We start from the raw sequence: 15,815 nt of genomic DNA on the forward strand, positions 1-15,815 counted from the left end.
ATACATCATTGTAGAGCAGCGATAAAGCGCTGCATTTCGGTTTGTGTTCCGACGGTGATCCTGGTCCAAGCGCCCTGTTCTTCATAAATTCGCGTTCCTTGGATATTGTTTTCTTGAAGTGTACGGAAATAATCTTTTTTAAAGTTCGCTAACGAGAAATAGATGAAGTTCGTCTGCGAGGGGATACATCTACAGCCCAATTTCTTCAACTCTAACATGCTGTATTGGCGCACCCGCTCATTCAATTGGTAGCATTCCGCCACAAAGCCATCATCTTTTAAGGAGGCCATGGCCGCCAACTTGGACAAGATGCTGACATTGTTGTTGGGAAGCGACTGTAGCTTGCTCAGCTGCTCAATCATTCCTTTTTCGGCAAGCGCATAACCCACTCGGGCTCCGGCTAACCCGTAGATCTTGGAGAATGTTTTGGCGACGATTATATTTGCTGTTTTTCCGACAAGTTCGACCAGTGATTTCTCCTTCGTGAATTCCAAATAGGCTTCATCGATCAATACGAGCGTTTCTTTAGATACCTCCTCAACGAAATGCAGAAGTTCCTCATGATCACAACAGGTGCTCGTTGGGTTATTGGGGTTGCAGATATAAACCAGCTTGGTGTCAGGCCGGATAGCTTTACGCATGGCGGCGAGATCTATTTTCCTATCGTTGTTGAGGGGCACTTTAATCTTGGTGCTTCCCAAATGGTCTAGCGTTGTCGTCCAGTAGTCGTAACTCGGATCTGCAATCACATAGCTTCCTTGCTGCAAGGCCACATGCTTAGCCACCAAATCCAGTATTTCTGTGCAACCGGCACCCAATAATATATTGTCGGGCTGCACCTGGTGCTTTTCCGCCAAATCGGCAAGTAGCTGTGCCGTGACGTCCCAATGATAGCGATTGCTTGCCGCTAGATTATCGGCGATAGCCTTTCGTGCGGCAGGGGAAGGGCCATAGGGATTTTCGTTGGATCGCAGCACGACTGGCAGTCTTTGGTCTTGCGGGCTGATCAGCGTTTCCGAAAAGGAGGGAAGTGCCTTTAATTTTAGTGCCGGAAGACTAAGGCCGATTACGCCGAGGCCCAGCTTTTTAAGTAAATCTCTTCTATTGGTATGCATATTAGTTATTTAGGTGCGCGCTCTGCTTTGAAATCGTTACGCTGTTAGTTGTTTATTCGATAATTGCACAAAATCGGCCGTTAAGATAAGCATTTCCGCTTTTTAAAAAACTTGCAGGTGCAAAAGTATGCTCTAATATACGTAATCCCAATAAAACTCACATCGACAATGCGTAATTTTGATTATTTTGATTTACAAATCGATTTAATAATTGATGATTTGTGATACGAGGAATAATTCTGTGTAATGGATTAAGGATTTACTTGGTGTAAACCTTTAATGGTAAGATTGCAATAAACATTATTACGAAGCTTTAGTATCAAATGAACGTTGTCCAGCCGACATAAAAATCGAATAGCATATCTGTGTAAAAGAGAGTAGAGTCGTCCTGTTCTAATATTCTATTTAACATAATATAAATTATATTACATCTTGTTGGTTGCGAAATTGTGGTGATTTGAGCTATACAATTCCCTGAATCTGCCATTTTGCATTTAAGCGACGCCTTATTGTATACCAACGAAAATGCGTTGTGCGCAGCAACAAAATTACGTTGTCAACATGCAGTGTGATGTTGCTGTATAACACTAAGGCATTGTTTAATGATTACGATGCTTTGCTGACTAACAATATCGCTATGCTAGAGTGCAAGATCACAATGTCTTTCAACAATGATTCATTGCTGATAAACTATAGATCAATGTACACGTTCAACAAGGCATTGTATGTATGCAATGCGTCATTGTTTTTCAAAGACAAGTTGTGTATATATGGAAAAGATTGTTGTTTTGTTGGTACGTAGCGTTGTTGCTAGAACTGACTTCGCAGTTTAGATTAGCTGTTGTTTCGACGTGGTTATTTTCTCGATCGCTTACAATCAACATTGTCTGGACAAATGCTGATGATTAATTTATTAGCTTCCATAGAGACTTGTTGTGTATATATGGAAAAGATTGTTGTTTTGTTGGTACGTAGCGTTGTTGCTAGAACTGACTTCGCAGTTTAGATTAGCTGTTGTTTCGACGTGGTTATTTTCTCGATCGCTTACAATCAACATTGTCTGGACAAATGCTGATGATTAATTTATTAGCTTCCATAGAGACTTGTATACGCTGGCCCGCTTGGAATCCGCATTCTTGTAGCCATTTGCCTTGCAGCCGAATTTCAGGACACCACACATAATAACGATATATATAGCTGTTGCCTCCCCGCTCTACTGCCCTTTTATACACCTTAATGTAACGCTTTGTTAATCTTTTTTCCATGATTTTCTTCTTGGTATTTCCGCATCAGCAAAGTTTATGCTATCCGCTTTTGTATCCTACCTAGGTTTACCGTTTTTTACCAAATTCAATGCTTTGACCTTCTGTTTTTTACATCGCTCACCAATGATCATTAGTTTAAAATTATGCTTATATTTAAACATAAAATTTTCACGCAACCTGCATGTAATTTCTTACGTTTGCAGTTATGCGAGTGAAATGACCTTCTATTATGCTAACAAAAAACACTATTTTTGAGTTATGACACATACCACCAAAAATCCAAAGATTCACCAAGGTCGTAACGTAAAACGTTTTCGCGATATGCTTGGTATCAAACAAGACTCCTTGGCTTTTGATCTTGATATGAGCCAACAGACCATATCCTTGTTAGAGCAAAAAGAAATAATTGATTCTCCCCTTTTGCAACAGATTGCCGCTGTCTTAAAAATACCTGTGGAGGCTATCCAAAATTTTGATGAGGAACAGGCCGTGAATATTATCTCTAATACGTTTGATAACGGTTCAATATTGAATGCTATTAACCATAATCCGACCTTCCACCCTATTGAAAAATTAATACAGTTGCATGAGGAAAAGATTGCATTGTATGAACGTATGTTAAAAGAAAAGGATGAAATGATGGCGAGGCTGGAACAGTTGATTGAGAGAAAGTGATATTTAGATAGGCGATGGTTTTAAAAGACGTTAATCTTTATAGAATGACACATATAGACAATATACCACATATATTGCAGTATGGTATTACCCATAGAAAATCGCCAAATGCCAATCCTAATTTTGTCGCTATTGGTGATATAAGCTTGATAAATAGCCGAGATCAAAAGCAAGTCACTGTAGACAATGGTGATTTTCTCAACTTAGAGGCGCCCTCAATTACTCTCGGCCACTTTATTCCGTTTTATTTTGGTGTTAAAATGCCCATGCTTTACGTTATACAAAATGGAGGAAATTTTGTTCCTGAGCCCACTCCACCAGAAAAAATAGTTTATATGGCTTGTTCAGCTATCCAAATCATAAGACAACAAAATATGTGTTACTTTTGTGACGGTCATGCTACCGACAACCTCACCACATTTTATGACACGACTAAAGTCAACGATCTAGCAAAAATTGTAGACTGGGATGCTGTGAAAGCTTCTTACTGGGGTGGACAGGAAAATCTAAACATAAAGCGAAAGAAACAAGCTGAGTTTTTAGCTGCTGATGACATAGCTCCTAATCTTATCTTTGGATTCGTCTGTTATAATGATGCTGGTAAAAATACGCTGGTAGAATATGGCATCAAAGAGGAACAAATTAAAATAATACCTACTGCATTTTATTAAAAGAAATATGATACGATACGTTACCGGGAATATATTGGATAGTAAAGCGCAGGCATTAGTTAACACCGTAAATACAATGGGCGTAATGGGCAAGGGTGTTGCTTTACAATTTAAAAAGGCGTATCCCAATAACTACAAAGCTTACGAAAAAGCTTGCAAGTTGGGTAAAGTCGAGGTTGGGAAAATGTTCATAACAAAAGACTCCAATACTGTTTCAGGAGATAAATTAATTATAAATTTCCCAACAAAAACAAGTTGGAAAAAACCTTCTGAGTATAGATATATAGAAGACGGTTTGGATAGTCTTATTGGTGAAATAGAAGCAAGGGAAATAAAAAGCATTGCAATACCACCTTTAGGAGCAGGAAATGGAGGTCTAAACTGGGAAAAGGTGAAAAATCTTATAGAAGAAAAACTACAACGCTCAGGAGCAGATATCTATGTTTATGAACCTACGTTGCACATACAAGAGCAATTAAAAAAGGAAAGGGTAAAACTTACCGATGCCCGTGCATTACTACTTTATGTCTTATATGATTTAGTAAAGAATGGTGAATATGTGTCCGAATTTTCCGCCGAAAAAATATGCTATTTTCTACAAAAATTTGGTGCAAGGAAATATTTTAAATTAACATTTGAACCTAATTTTTATGGACCATACTCGGGCAAAGTACGGTTCGTTTTAAATGCTATTAATGGAAGCTACTTGATGGGATATAGTGATATGGATAAAAAACCATTTGAACCACTAACCTTAGTTTCAGATGCTTATGAAGATGTTAAAAACCACGTGGAAAGCAATACTGAGCTTGTTGCTATCGCCAATAAAACAATCATCTTTTTAAGAGGCTTTTATTCAGATTTTGCTTTAGAGCTGTTGTCATCCATGGATTATATAGCCACCAAAGAAAAGACCTTAGATAGGCAAGTCATTTCGAATGGATTGGAAAAATGGAACAATAGAAAACGAAGTCTATTCTCCAATCCGAAATATTTTGAAGTATCTTTAAGACATCTCGAAAAGAATCTAAGTCAAACCATGTCTTAACGATTAGCTGCTAAAATATTTTCAATGCTCTTAGGTAACTCAAAAGCATTGAAAATATTATATGGACGCCATTAGTTCGTTCACTGAACTCTCGATGAGACGTTGATTTCAGCCGCTATTTGAAGCGTCTTGATTGCTATCAATTTTAAGCAATATCCTCAATCATCAGCGCAGCCACCGTTAGATTGCTACGTGGGTCAATCAAAATCGCACGCGAATTTTCAGGGAAATCATCGTGTTTATCAAAGACCACATCAGCGGCTGCTTTCAGGCTTACTTTGCCGATATCGTTTAGCTTGATTTCTTCGCCAAATAGTTTTTCTTGGCTATTGACATCAAATTTGTAGAACACATCGGTGATTTTGACCTTGGTAACCGTGCTGTGGTTTTGCAACAAATACACTTGGCTGTCGTCCAGCGCTTTACTGTCAAACCAGCAAATATTGGCGTCGAAAGCACGTTCGGCAAGCACCGGTTGGTTGCTCGGCACGATAAAATCGCCTCTGGAAATATCCACATCATCGTTCAGGTGCACGATAACCGATTGGCCATCATGGGCTTCATCTAAGCTGTTTTCAGCCAATTCAATGGCTTTCACGCTGCTGCGGGCGCCACTCGGTAAAACGATGACCTCCTCGCCCACTTTGAGCCCCTCTCCCAGCACGCGGCCGGCATAGCCCCGGTAGTCATGCAGTTCGTCGGTTTGCGGACGCACCACCCACTGTACCGGAAAGCGCCACGGCTGCTCCTTGTTGTCTTCCAGCTCTACCGTTTCTAGGTAATCCAATAAGGATGCTCCCGCATACCAAGACATCCTTTCCGAAGCGTGGACAATATTATCGCCTTTTAGGGCTGAAACCGGTAGGAAGTCTACATTTTCCAAGCCCAGTCTGCTAGCCAATGCTAGGTAGTCGATCTTGATATTTTCATAAACCGACTGATCAAAGTCGACCATATCCATCTTGTTTACGCATACCAATACCTTCTTCAGCGCAAGCAGTTTCGCTAAAAAGGAATGGCGCTTGGTTTGTTCAATCACACCTTTACGGGCGTCGATCAGGATAATGATCAATTCCGAGTTTGATGCGCCCGTCACCATATTGCGGGTATATTGAATATGCCCCGGCGCATCAGCAATAATAAACTTGCGACGCTCCGTTTGAAAATATTTGTAAGCCACATCAATGGTGATGCCCTGCTCCCGTTCGGCCTTCAGTCCATCCGTTAAGATCGCTAAATCCACGGTACCATCGTTGTTCTTTCTATTCGCCTTTTTTATAGCCTCCAGCTGGTCGTCGAGAATGGAATTGGTATCATATAGCAAACGACCGATCAACGTGCTTTTGCCATCGTCCACCGAACCTGCTGTTATAAACTTTAGTATATTCATTTTGTTACTGGTAGTGGGTATGGCGTAATGCGTATTGCGTATACAATCTCTATACACTATACGCACTACGCATTACTAATTAAAAATATCCCTGTTTTTTGCGTTCCTCCATGGCTGCTTCCGAGACCTTATCATCCATTCTAGCGCCACGTTCGCTCACGGTAGACGCTTTGATCTCCGCAATGATATCATCCAATTCGACGGCTATAGAATCTACGGCAGCCGTACAGGTCATATCACCTACCGTTCTGAATCTAACAGATTTATGTTCAACGATATCTTCCTCATCTATCTGCAGGAAAGGTGCGGCTGCCATCCATTGTCCGTTACGGAATACCACATCACGCTCGTGGCTAAAGTAGATCGACGGAAGGGCAATCTTTTCGCGTTTGATATAGTTCCATACATCCAGTTCCGTCCAGTTGGAGATTGGAAATACGCGCACGTTCTCTCCCTTATGGATCTTGCCGTTGAAGATGTTCCATAACTCTGGGCGTTGACGCTTGGGATCCCACTGTCCGAACTCATCGCGCACGGAAAAGATACGTTCTTTGGCACGCGCCTTTTCTTCATCGCGTCTTGCACCACCGATACAGGCATCAAAACCATTTTTTTCGATAGTCTCCAATAAAGTCACCGTTTGCAGTGCGTTCCGGCTGGCATTTTTACCTTTCTGCTCCACTACCTTTCCTTGGTCTATGCTATCTTGTACCAAGCCCACGATAAGCTTTTCACCCGTTTGCTCAATCAGCCAGTCCCTGTAGGCGATGGTTTCGGGGAAGTTGTGCCCCGTATCGATATGCACCAAAGGAAAAGGAAATTTGCCTGGGCGGAAAGCCTTCTTGGCCAAGTGCACCAAGGTAATGGAGTCCTTTCCTCCCGAGAACAACAATGCCGGATGTTCAAACTGTGCGGCAACCTCGCGAAGGATATATATGGCTTCAGCTTCTAAATGATCTAAATAATCCATTCTCTCTCTTTATTTCGTTGTAACATGTAAACCACATTCTTTTTTACTCTTGTCTTCCCACCACCAGCGACCGGCGCGGAAATCTTCACCAGGCTGTATCGCACGTGTACACGGCTGGCAGCCTATACTCGGAAAGCCCTTGTCGTGCAGCGGGTTGTAGGGAACACCATTTACCTTTAGAAACTGCTCCACATCAGCGAGCGTCCAATGGAACAAGGGATGTATCTTGATGATCTGATTAGCTTCATCCCATTCTACGGCCGACATATCCTCTCGGTTGGCCGACTGATCGGCGCGAATCCCCGTGATCCAAATCTTAAAGCCTTTGATCGCCCGTTGCAGGGGTTCAATCTTTCGAATAAAGCAGCATTCCTTACGGTTTTCTACCGACTCATAAAAGCTGGAAGGCCCCTTTGTGGAAAGCAGCTCTTCTACCGCTTGGGTATTCGGATAGTAGGCCTTGATAGGCAATTTGTAACGCTCCAAGGTCCGGTTCCATACGTAGTAGGTTTCCGGAAAAAGACGTCCTGTTTCCAATGTAAAAATGCTGGCTTTGCTTTTTGCTTCCGCCAATAGGTGCGTAATCACCTGGTCTTCTATACCGAAAGAAGTAGAGAAGACAGCGTCGCTACCATATTTTTGCGCAACATAGCGGATGATATCAATGGCCTCTAGCCCTTCAATATCGTGCTTAATTTGTGCTATCATGCGGCTCCTTTCTTAATATGTCCTTGGTATGGGCATTCAGCAAACGAACTTTCTCCTGAAAGTCGCCTTTCAAGCTGTTGCGCAGCTCGCCCATCAAATTTAGGGTTTCATCAATCTCTTCCGGTAGCAAGTCGTCTAGAAATTCCTTCAAGCGTTTTGCGATCGTCGGCGACTTACCATTGGTCGATATGCCGATCTTGAGGTTGCCTTTTCTTACAACGGACCCCAAATAGAAATCGCACAGGCTTGGTTTATCGGCTACATTCAGTAGGATATTCCGCTCGCTGGTTTTCTTGCGAATGGAGTCATTTAGCATGGGATTGTTAGTTGCGAGCACCACCAAATCCATGTTATCGAGATCGCTATCCAAAAAGGCACGTTGCGATACCAACACATCCGGATACTTTGCAACCAGCTCTAATACCTCGCTATCCACCTGTTCAGCGACAAGATGAATTTTGGCTGCCGGCGAGTTGCCCAGCAGCGCTTGCAGCTTTTCTAAGCCTACAGGGCCGCCACCAACCAGTAGCGTCTGCAGTTGGTCGAGCTTCACATATATGGGGAATAGCTCGTTCATACCTACTGCGCGATGGTTTTAAGTTCTTCTTTCAGGCGCTCAAAAGCTTGGTGTTTGGCAACCACCTCGCCCAAAACGATGATGGCTGGTACGCCCACTTCCTTTCGCTTGGCCTCGTCCAATATCGTATTGATACGACCCAAGGCGATGCGCTCGGTTGGCAGCGATCCGTTTTGGATCAAGGCAATGGGTAGATCGCCCTTCCCTTGCTGCTCGTATAGGGCAACGATTTGCGCTAACTTCGCGTAGCCCATCAACACCACCACCGTGGCGCTGGTCTGCGCGGCTGTTTGCAGATCGGCAGACAGCTGTCCGTCAGACGTAGCGCCCGTGATCACCCAAAAGCTCTCACTGATGCCGCGATAGGTTAGCGGAATCTGCTGCAAGCCGGTTAAGCCCACGGACGAGGATATGCCCGGAACCACCGCCGTAGGGATATCAAACTGACGGGCGTAATCGAGCTCTTCGCCACCGCGACCAAAAACAAAGGGATCTCCCCCTTTTAAGCGTACCACATGGCCGTGTGTCAAGGCATAATCCACCAATAGTTTGTTGATGTAATCCTGCGACGTGGAAATACGCTCGGCGCGTTTGCCCACATATATTTTGGTACAGCTGGGTTTTGCGTAATCTAATAGTTCTTCGTTGACCAAGGCATCGTAAAGGATGACGTCGGCCATTTGTATAGCTTTTACCGCCTTCAGGGTAATCAAATCCGGATCACCCGGCCCTGCTCCCACAAGCGTTATAAATGGTTTAACTTGCATTAATCTCTCCTCTCTCTTTTAAGTAGTTACCCGTAGGTCTTCTCGTCTGCTCGCACCTTCATAGTGGAAAACTGCCGCCTGTTTGATAAACAGCTCAGCAAACTGCCGCGAAGGTTCGATTTTATTGATCTGCAGCACGCGCTCGCCGAATGAAGTCGGGAACTCGAATATACCACTTTCCACGTAATGTTTATCAAATTCCTGAATCACCGCCGCTTGGCTGCTGGCATTGATCCCTTTGTCCAACAGCAATGCTTTTGCTGTCCACACAAAGGAGCTATAAGCATGATAAATGGCATCGGCATACTGCTCTTCCTCAAAAGCTTTATTGGCCAAGTCCACCTTCTCTTCGGCTTCCAACAATAGTGTGGCCACCAAATCAATGACTACACCGGCACATTCACCTACACCAATTGCCGTAGCAAAGCTTTCCTCATGTCCCCAGTCGATAAATTCATCATCAGAAAGTGTCGTCAGGTCCGATAAAGGCTTCAGCATACGGTAGAAATAATCCTTGGTCTGCCGATCATAGTATGCATGGAAATTCTCGTCCTGCTGGCGGTTTGCTTTGTAGTCGGTCAGCACCAGGTCGACCACGTTGAGCACGCGCTTAGTGGGCACTTTGATAACGCGCTCAGCCACACGGCCTACGCCATTGCCAACGGTTCCGCCGCCGAGCATCACCTGCGCTGCTGGCACCACTTTGCCCGCTGCTTTAACCGAGCTGCCGTGAAAACCAATATGGGCTAATCCATGCTGGCCGCAGGAATTCATACAGCCGGAGATCTTGATCTTTAAGTGTTGCTCGTAGATGAAATCCTGATGAAATTCATGGATGTATTTCTCTAGCACGCGCGCCATCTCTGTCGAGTTGGAAATGCCGAGGTTACAGGTATCTGTTCCGGGACAGGTCGTCACGTCGGAAGTACTGTTGTACCCCGGTTTTGCATAGCCTAGTTCCGTTAATACATTAAAGATATGAGGCAAGGATTCTGGACGTACATATTTGAATAGCAGATTTTGATCTTGGGTAATACGGATGTCGTCGGCAATATGTCCTTGAACACCACTTACCAGCATGCGCGCTTTATCGGTAGGGATATCGCCAGTTAGTATCTTTACATAAACCCCGTAATATCCTTTTTGCTTTTGCTCGAAGGTATTGGTAGCCTTCCACAGCTCGAAAGCGAGCTGATCCACCGGTTCTACAGGTATTACCACCGCTGTTGGCGCTTCCGGTTGCGGAATGAGGCCGCGGTCTACACGGTAGGTTTTTATCTTGTTTGCGGTACGCTCCTCGTCAATCAGGCGCAACACCTCCTCTAGGCCAAGCTTTTGCACCAAGTACTTGAAGCGTGCTTTGTTCCTGTTATTGCGTTCACCATAACGGTCAAATACCCGCAAGGTCGATTCTATGTAAGGCAGGACATCATCCTCAGGCAAAAAGTCAAATATGGGGCTAGCAAGAAAAGGCTGCGATCCGAGTCCGCCGGCCATCATAACTTTAAAGCCACGGATCTCTTCGCCATCAACCATCCTGACCTTTGGAATAAAACCAAAATCGTGTATGTACGAAAAGGCCGTGTCTTTGTCGCTTGACGAGAACGACATCTTAATTTTACGACCCATCTCCGCACAAAAGGGGTTGCGCAGGAAATACGCAAAGGTGCTTTGTGCGTATGGTGACACATCGAAAGGCTCGTCTGGATCAATACCCGAAGCGGGGGAAGCCGTGACATTACGTACCGTATTTCCACAGGCTTCGCGAAGCGTCATATCGTCCTCCGCCAACTTGGCCCATACTTCCGGCGTTTTATCGAGGCTCACATAGTGAATCTGAATATCTTGTCGCGTCGTCAAATGCAGGTTCTTGCTCGCATACTCGTCGGATATGTCGGCAATTTTCAGCATCTGCTTGAAAGTGATACGGCCAAAGGGCAATTTAATGCGCACCATTTGCACACCACTTTGCCGCTGACCATATACACCACGGGCAAGCCGTAACGAACGGAATTTCTCTTCAGGGATCTCTCCGCCCTGAAAGGCTCTTATTTTTTTCTCCAGCTCTATTATCTCGTGTTCTACAACTGGGTTTTCTAATTCTGTGCGGAAACTCTGCATACTGTCTTCTCTTCTCTTTTAAGATTTTGTCAATCATCAGTAGAAATTACTGAGTTCTTTTCAATAACTTGAAGACAAAGTTATAAAATAATTATCTACTTACCATAGAATATCTATCAATTTAGTATATATTTGTAAAAATAATCGATTGCTCAAACAAAAGAAGATATAAGTGCGCATACGTAAATATTTAACTTACAGTCTACTATTTTTGCTTGCCGCCGTATCCTGTGCACCGAAGGTGAAAGAAGGCTACGATGAAAAAACAGGTTTTATCGGAACTATTTCCGTTTCAGGCGCGTTTGCGCTGTATCCCATCGTCGTTTTATGGAGCGAGGATTTCAAGAAGATACATCCCAACGTGCGTTTTAATATTTCCGCCGGTGGAGCCGGAAAAGGGATTTCCGATGTGTTGTCCAATATGGTGGATATCGGCTTGGTGTCACGCGATCTGCATGAGCAGGAGCTTGCCCGTGGCGCATTTCCGGTGCATGTTGCCAAGGATGCTGTGGTCGGCACCTTCAACAAGGCGCATCCCAACCATGACCTGCTGCTACAGCGTGGGCTTACACAGCAGGAGCTGATCGGTATTTTCGTCGAAAAAAAGTACCGCTTATGGAGTGATATCGACGCGCGCTTCGTGAAAGAACCTATTGAGGTATACGTGCGGTCCGATGCTGCTGGGGCTGCCGAAACCTGGGCCAAATTTCTGGGTGAGCGCCAAGAGGGATTAAAAGGTGTCGGAATTTTTGGAGATCCCGGTTTGGCGCAGGCCATAAAAGATAAACCGCTGGCCATAGGATTTAACAATATCAACTATGTGTTTGATCTGAAGAGCAAAGCTACGGCACAAGGTATCGCGGTGCTACCGATTGATATTGACGGGAACGGCAGTATCGCTGCGGACGAAAATTTCTATGACAACCTGGATTCATTGACGTCTGCCGTGGCCACGAATCGATATCCATCTCCGCCTGCGCGGGATTTGACATTTGTGATTCGTAGCGATAAAAAGACAAAGTTACTGAGCGAGTTCATTCGCTTCGTATTGGATAAACAGCAACAGGGCTACCTTTTGGAAAATGGATATGTCCCGTTAAATGAGGAGTTGAAGGAAAAGGAACTAAAAAAACTGTAAAAACGTGAATTGGAGATTGATTAAGGATAAGTTAGCTGAGCGAAGTTTTGTCCTTTTGTTGCTTTCGTCTGTCGTCGTGATCTTATTGATCTTGATTGGGCTGGCCATGAAATCGGTGCCGCTGCTTCGTGCGGAAAGCCTTTTAACCGTATTGACAGACAGTGTATGGTCGCCATTGAAAGGGAATTTCGGGTTTCTGCCCTTTATTATGGGTACCATTTGGGTAACCTTGATCTCTTTGGTTATCGCTGTACCCTTGTGTGTGCTGGCCTCCGTTTACTTAGTAGAATATGCGAGCGAGGCCCTACGTAAGATGGTTCTACCCTTGATGAATGTGTTGGCGGCCATTCCGCCCGTGCTTTATGGGGTGTGGGGCGTTTTGTTCGTCGTGCCCATATTGAGCGACTACATTGCGCCGCTATTTGGCGTTAACACCACGGGATATACGGTTTTAGCGGGCGGTATTGTTTTAGCGGTGATGATCTTCCCCATCATGATCAGTATTATGGTGGAGGTGTTGCAAACCATTCCGCAGGAATTGAAAGCTGCTTCGCTCTCTTTGGGAGCCACCAAGTGGGAAACCATTACCAAAGTTATTTTGGTCAAGGCAAAGCCGGGTATTCTGGCAGCGGTGGTTCTTGGTGTGTCTCGTGCCTTTGGCGAAACGGTGGCCGTACTGATGGTTTGTGGAAACATCCCGCAGCTACCAAAATCGCTGTTCGATGCAGGATATCCACTACCAGCATTGATTGCCAATAACTTTGGCGAGATGATGTCCATTCCTTTATACGACTCGGCACTGATGTTTGCGGCGTTGCTTCTGTTCGTACTTATTTTCGGATTTAACTTGTTATCGCGCTTGATATTAAACAGATTGGAGGAAAAAGCACAATGAGTAATGTGAAAAGTAGGCTGCGGAAGGAGAAAATCGCTAAAATCGCGATGCAGCTATCGGGCATGGCCATCACCGGTTCTTTGTTTTTTATCGTGGGCACCATTCTCTACAAGGGGCTACCCTATCTTTCTTGGGAAATGGTGTCGCAAAGTCCACAAGGTGGCTTCTACATTGGCAAGGATGGTGGTATCTTCAACGCTATATTAGGCTCCTTGTACCTTGCCACAGTTTCTACCGCCTTAGCAACCCTCATTGGTATCCCTATTTCGATCTACCTCAATATGTATGTGAAGAGCGGTTCTTTCCTTGAGCGGGCCTGCAAACTCCTGTTTGATGTGCTCTTCGGCATTCCATCGATTGTCTACGGAGCGATTGCATTCAGCATCATGGTTTGGATCGGGATACGGGCTTCCCTGCTGGGCGGTATCATTACCATCACCTTGCTGACCATTCCCATCGTCGTGCGCACGATCGATGAGCTATTGAAAACTATTCCTATTGATTTAAAACATGTGACTTTTTCCTTGGGTAGCACCCGTTGGGAAACCGCGAAGATGTTTTTGCGCTATATCCGTCCGGGCATTTTCACCGCTATATTGCTCGCATTTGGTCGGGCGATCGGTGATGTCGCTGGGGTGCTACTGACCACCGGATTCAGTGATAACCTACCCAAGTATATCGACGAGCCCTCGGCAACGCTGCCTTTGGCCATTTTCTTTCAGCTAAGCAGCCCCATTCCTGAAGTACAGGGACGCGCCTATGCATCGGCTTTAGTTTTAACATGTATCATTTTAATCATCGTTATATGCACGCATCTACTAGCATCCAAACAGCAGAAACACAAGATTTAGTCGCTTTGGCCACGCCACATATACAGATTAAAGATCTGAATGTTACCATTGAAGGAAAGCGAATACTAAAAAATATCAATCTTTCGATTCCGAATAATTCGGTCACATCGATTATCGGACCCTCCGGTTGCGGGAAGACTACCTTATTGAAAACATTGAATCGCTTGGTAGATGATACCAAGGGTGTCGAGATCACTGGATCCGTCTTGGTGAATGGCGAGGATATCTATGCAAAGGGTGCCGAGGTAACCCATATTCGCAAAAAAATGGGTCTGCTATCACAAAAGCCTTTTCCATTGCCGATGTCGATCTTCGACAATGTGGCCTATGGACCACGTATCCACGGCGAGCGCGACAAGAAATTGTTGAAACAGATTGTGGAAACGCAGCTGCGCAATGTGGGGCTGTGGGAAGAGGTGAAAGATCGCCTCGATGCTTCCGCCACTCGCCTATCCATCGGTCAGCAGCAACGCCTATGCTTGGCGCGCGGCTTGGCCGTGCAGCCCGAAATAATCTTGGGCGACGAGTCGACGTCGGCGCTCGATCCGATATCTACGCAAACCATCGAAAATTTACTGATCGAGCTCAAGAAAGATTACACCATTGTGCTCGTCACGCATATTCTACGACAAGCGCGTCGTGTGTCGGACTACATCATCTTTGTATACAATGGCGAGGTCGTGGAGTTTGGCAAAACAGAAGATGTTTTGCTCCATCCACAAAATGAAATCACCCAGCAATATGTAAAGGGTTTTATTAGTTAATCTATATAAATAGCTGTTTAATCAGTGTTTAGGCTCAATGGGTAAATCGTTTCTTGACCATTCGCTCCACGAACCTACATACAAGTTCGGGATGTCGTATCCGGCATGCGCTAGCGCTAAGATGCTGTGGCAAGCGGTGACGCCCGAACCACAGTGTATCGCGATATCCTTGGCATCCCTCCTTCCAAGAATTGGCTCATACAACAGATGAAGCATTTCCGGATCTTTGAAGGACCCATCGCTATTTAGGTTGCCCATAAAGGGAACATTGATGGCCGTAGGGATATGACCGGCAATAAGGTCAATCGGTTCGGTTAGGCCTTCGTAGCGTGCCGCTTCACGCACATCGATAATCAGCTTGCTCTCTTGGCTTGTCCATGCATCTATCTCCTCTAATGCTTTCATCGGTAATTGCCACTGTTCAAACCTATATGTAGTTGGTTCTGGCGCAAGTTCTTCGCCCTCACTTAGCGGAAAACCAGCTTCCCTAGCGGCTCGAAAGCTACCATCCAACACCTGTACCTTGTTAACGCCTGCCGCCCGCGCCATCCACCAAAAACGTGCCGCCGCATTAGCGGCATTTAGCCTATCATATACCACGATATGGCTCTCCGCGTCTATCCCTAATGTTGAAAGTGTTTCCGAAAATGCGACGACGGAAGGTAAGGGATGCCTGCCCCCGAGCCGCGGATCGTTCACAGCGGATAAATCCCGATCGAGATCCACAAACAGTGCGTTCAGTAAATGGCTAGACTCGTATGTCTTTCTTGCTTCCGCACCGGAAGTGGCATCAATAATCACGAAGTTTTCCTGTCCATATAGCGCTTGAAGTTCTGCAGCTTTAATAATCGGTTTCATAA

General features: G+C 44.9%; 16 protein-coding genes. 7 read left to right on the forward strand and 9 right to left on the reverse strand.

Annotated features, from left to right (window positions below; translation table 11 throughout):
- Positions 1-5: 5 nt before the first annotated feature.
- Both SCB77_RS22585 and SCB77_RS23190 read right to left on the reverse strand, forming a co-directional pair.
- Positions 6-1,115 carry a pyridoxal phosphate-dependent aminotransferase gene (locus SCB77_RS22585; RefSeq protein ID WP_320184273.1) on the reverse strand — a complete coding sequence of 370 codons (1,110 nt, stop codon included), beginning with the start codon at positions 1,113-1,115 and terminating at the stop codon, positions 6-8.
- 1,028 nt (positions 1,116-2,143) lie between these two features.
- Positions 2,144-2,380: a SymE family type I addiction module toxin gene (locus SCB77_RS23190; RefSeq protein WP_380935500.1), complete on the reverse strand. Its 237-nt coding sequence runs from the start codon at positions 2,378-2,380 to the stop codon at positions 2,144-2,146.
- Positions 2,381-2,638: 258 nt separating this feature from the next.
- Between SCB77_RS23190 and SCB77_RS22590 the strand changes: the two genes are divergently transcribed.
- From SCB77_RS22590 to darG, 3 genes are read left to right on the forward strand one after another with little or no spacing between them, the layout of a single operon-like run.
- Complete coding sequence (locus SCB77_RS22590) at positions 2,639-3,055, forward strand: helix-turn-helix domain-containing protein (protein ID WP_320184274.1); 417 nt, start codon at positions 2,639-2,641, stop codon at positions 3,053-3,055.
- Between the two features lie 14 nt (positions 3,056-3,069).
- Positions 3,070-3,726 (forward strand): DUF4433 domain-containing protein, encoded by a 657-nt coding sequence (locus tag SCB77_RS22595; protein WP_320184275.1) that lies wholly within the window; start codon positions 3,070-3,072, stop codon positions 3,724-3,726.
- A gap of 7 nt (positions 3,727-3,733) precedes the next feature.
- Positions 3,734-4,774, forward strand: coding sequence for a type II toxin-antitoxin system antitoxin DNA ADP-ribosyl glycohydrolase DarG (gene darG, locus SCB77_RS22600; RefSeq protein WP_320184276.1), 1,041 nt, complete (start codon positions 3,734-3,736; stop codon positions 4,772-4,774).
- A 145-nt stretch (positions 4,775-4,919) separates the two neighbouring features.
- Here the strand turns inward: darG and SCB77_RS22605 are convergent, their stop codons facing one another.
- The 6 genes from SCB77_RS22605 to SCB77_RS22630 form a co-directional block, all read right to left on the reverse strand.
- The gene (locus SCB77_RS22605) at positions 4,920-6,164 is read right to left on the reverse strand and encodes a sulfate adenylyltransferase subunit 1 (protein ID WP_320184277.1); all 1,245 of its coding nucleotides are present in this window, start codon (positions 6,162-6,164) and stop codon (positions 4,920-4,922) included.
- A gap of 79 nt (positions 6,165-6,243) precedes the next feature.
- Complete coding sequence (gene cysD, locus SCB77_RS22610) at positions 6,244-7,134, reverse strand: sulfate adenylyltransferase subunit CysD (RefSeq protein ID WP_229826498.1); 891 nt, start codon at positions 7,132-7,134, stop codon at positions 6,244-6,246.
- A 9-nt stretch (positions 7,135-7,143) separates the two neighbouring features.
- On the reverse strand, positions 7,144-7,842 hold the full coding sequence (locus tag SCB77_RS22615; RefSeq protein ID WP_320184278.1) for a phosphoadenylyl-sulfate reductase: 699 nt from the start codon (positions 7,840-7,842) through the stop codon (positions 7,144-7,146).
- A complete protein-coding gene (locus tag SCB77_RS22620) occupies positions 7,826-8,419 on the reverse strand; it encodes a precorrin-2 dehydrogenase/sirohydrochlorin ferrochelatase family protein (protein WP_320184279.1) in 594 nt (197 codons plus the stop codon). The genes SCB77_RS22615 and SCB77_RS22620 overlap by 17 nt, the downstream gene beginning before the upstream one ends.
- Before the next feature lie 2 nt (positions 8,420-8,421).
- Positions 8,422-9,186, reverse strand: a complete 765-nt coding sequence (gene cobA / locus SCB77_RS22625; RefSeq protein ID WP_320184280.1) for a uroporphyrinogen-III C-methyltransferase — start codon at positions 9,184-9,186, stop codon at positions 8,422-8,424.
- Positions 9,187-9,204: 18 nt separating this feature from the next.
- Positions 9,205-11,307: a HEPN domain-containing protein gene (locus SCB77_RS22630; protein ID WP_320184281.1), complete on the reverse strand. Its 2,103-nt coding sequence runs from the start codon at positions 11,305-11,307 to the stop codon at positions 9,205-9,207.
- A 172-nt stretch (positions 11,308-11,479) separates the two neighbouring features.
- On the opposite strand from SCB77_RS22630, the gene SCB77_RS22635 reads away from it, so the two are divergent.
- The 4 genes from SCB77_RS22635 to SCB77_RS22650 are packed head-to-tail and all read left to right on the forward strand — an operon-like array spanning position 11,480 to position 14,955.
- Positions 11,480-12,445, forward strand: a complete 966-nt coding sequence (locus SCB77_RS22635; RefSeq protein ID WP_320184282.1) for a PstS family phosphate ABC transporter substrate-binding protein — start codon at positions 11,480-11,482, stop codon at positions 12,443-12,445.
- 4 nt (positions 12,446-12,449) lie between these two features.
- Positions 12,450-13,340, forward strand: coding sequence for a phosphate ABC transporter permease subunit PstC (pstC, locus tag SCB77_RS22640; protein WP_320184283.1), 891 nt, complete (start codon positions 12,450-12,452; stop codon positions 13,338-13,340).
- Positions 13,337-14,191, forward strand: coding sequence for a PstA family ABC transporter permease (locus SCB77_RS22645; protein WP_320184284.1), 855 nt, complete (start codon positions 13,337-13,339; stop codon positions 14,189-14,191). Before pstC ends, SCB77_RS22645 begins: the two co-directional genes overlap by 4 nt.
- A complete protein-coding gene (locus tag SCB77_RS22650; RefSeq protein WP_320184285.1) occupies positions 14,146-14,955 on the forward strand; it encodes a phosphate ABC transporter ATP-binding protein in 810 nt (269 codons plus the stop codon). Before SCB77_RS22645 ends, SCB77_RS22650 begins: the two co-directional genes overlap by 46 nt.
- Before the next feature lie 21 nt (positions 14,956-14,976).
- Here the strand turns inward: SCB77_RS22650 and SCB77_RS22655 are convergent, their stop codons facing one another.
- Positions 14,977-15,813, reverse strand: coding sequence for a sulfurtransferase (locus SCB77_RS22655; protein ID WP_320184286.1), 837 nt, complete (start codon positions 15,811-15,813; stop codon positions 14,977-14,979).
- Positions 15,814-15,815 lie beyond the last annotated feature (2 nt).

Origin of the sequence: Sphingobacterium bambusae, from assembly GCF_033955345.1 — a bacterium.
Taxonomy (GTDB): domain Bacteria; phylum Bacteroidota; class Bacteroidia; order Sphingobacteriales; family Sphingobacteriaceae; genus Sphingobacterium; species Sphingobacterium bambusae.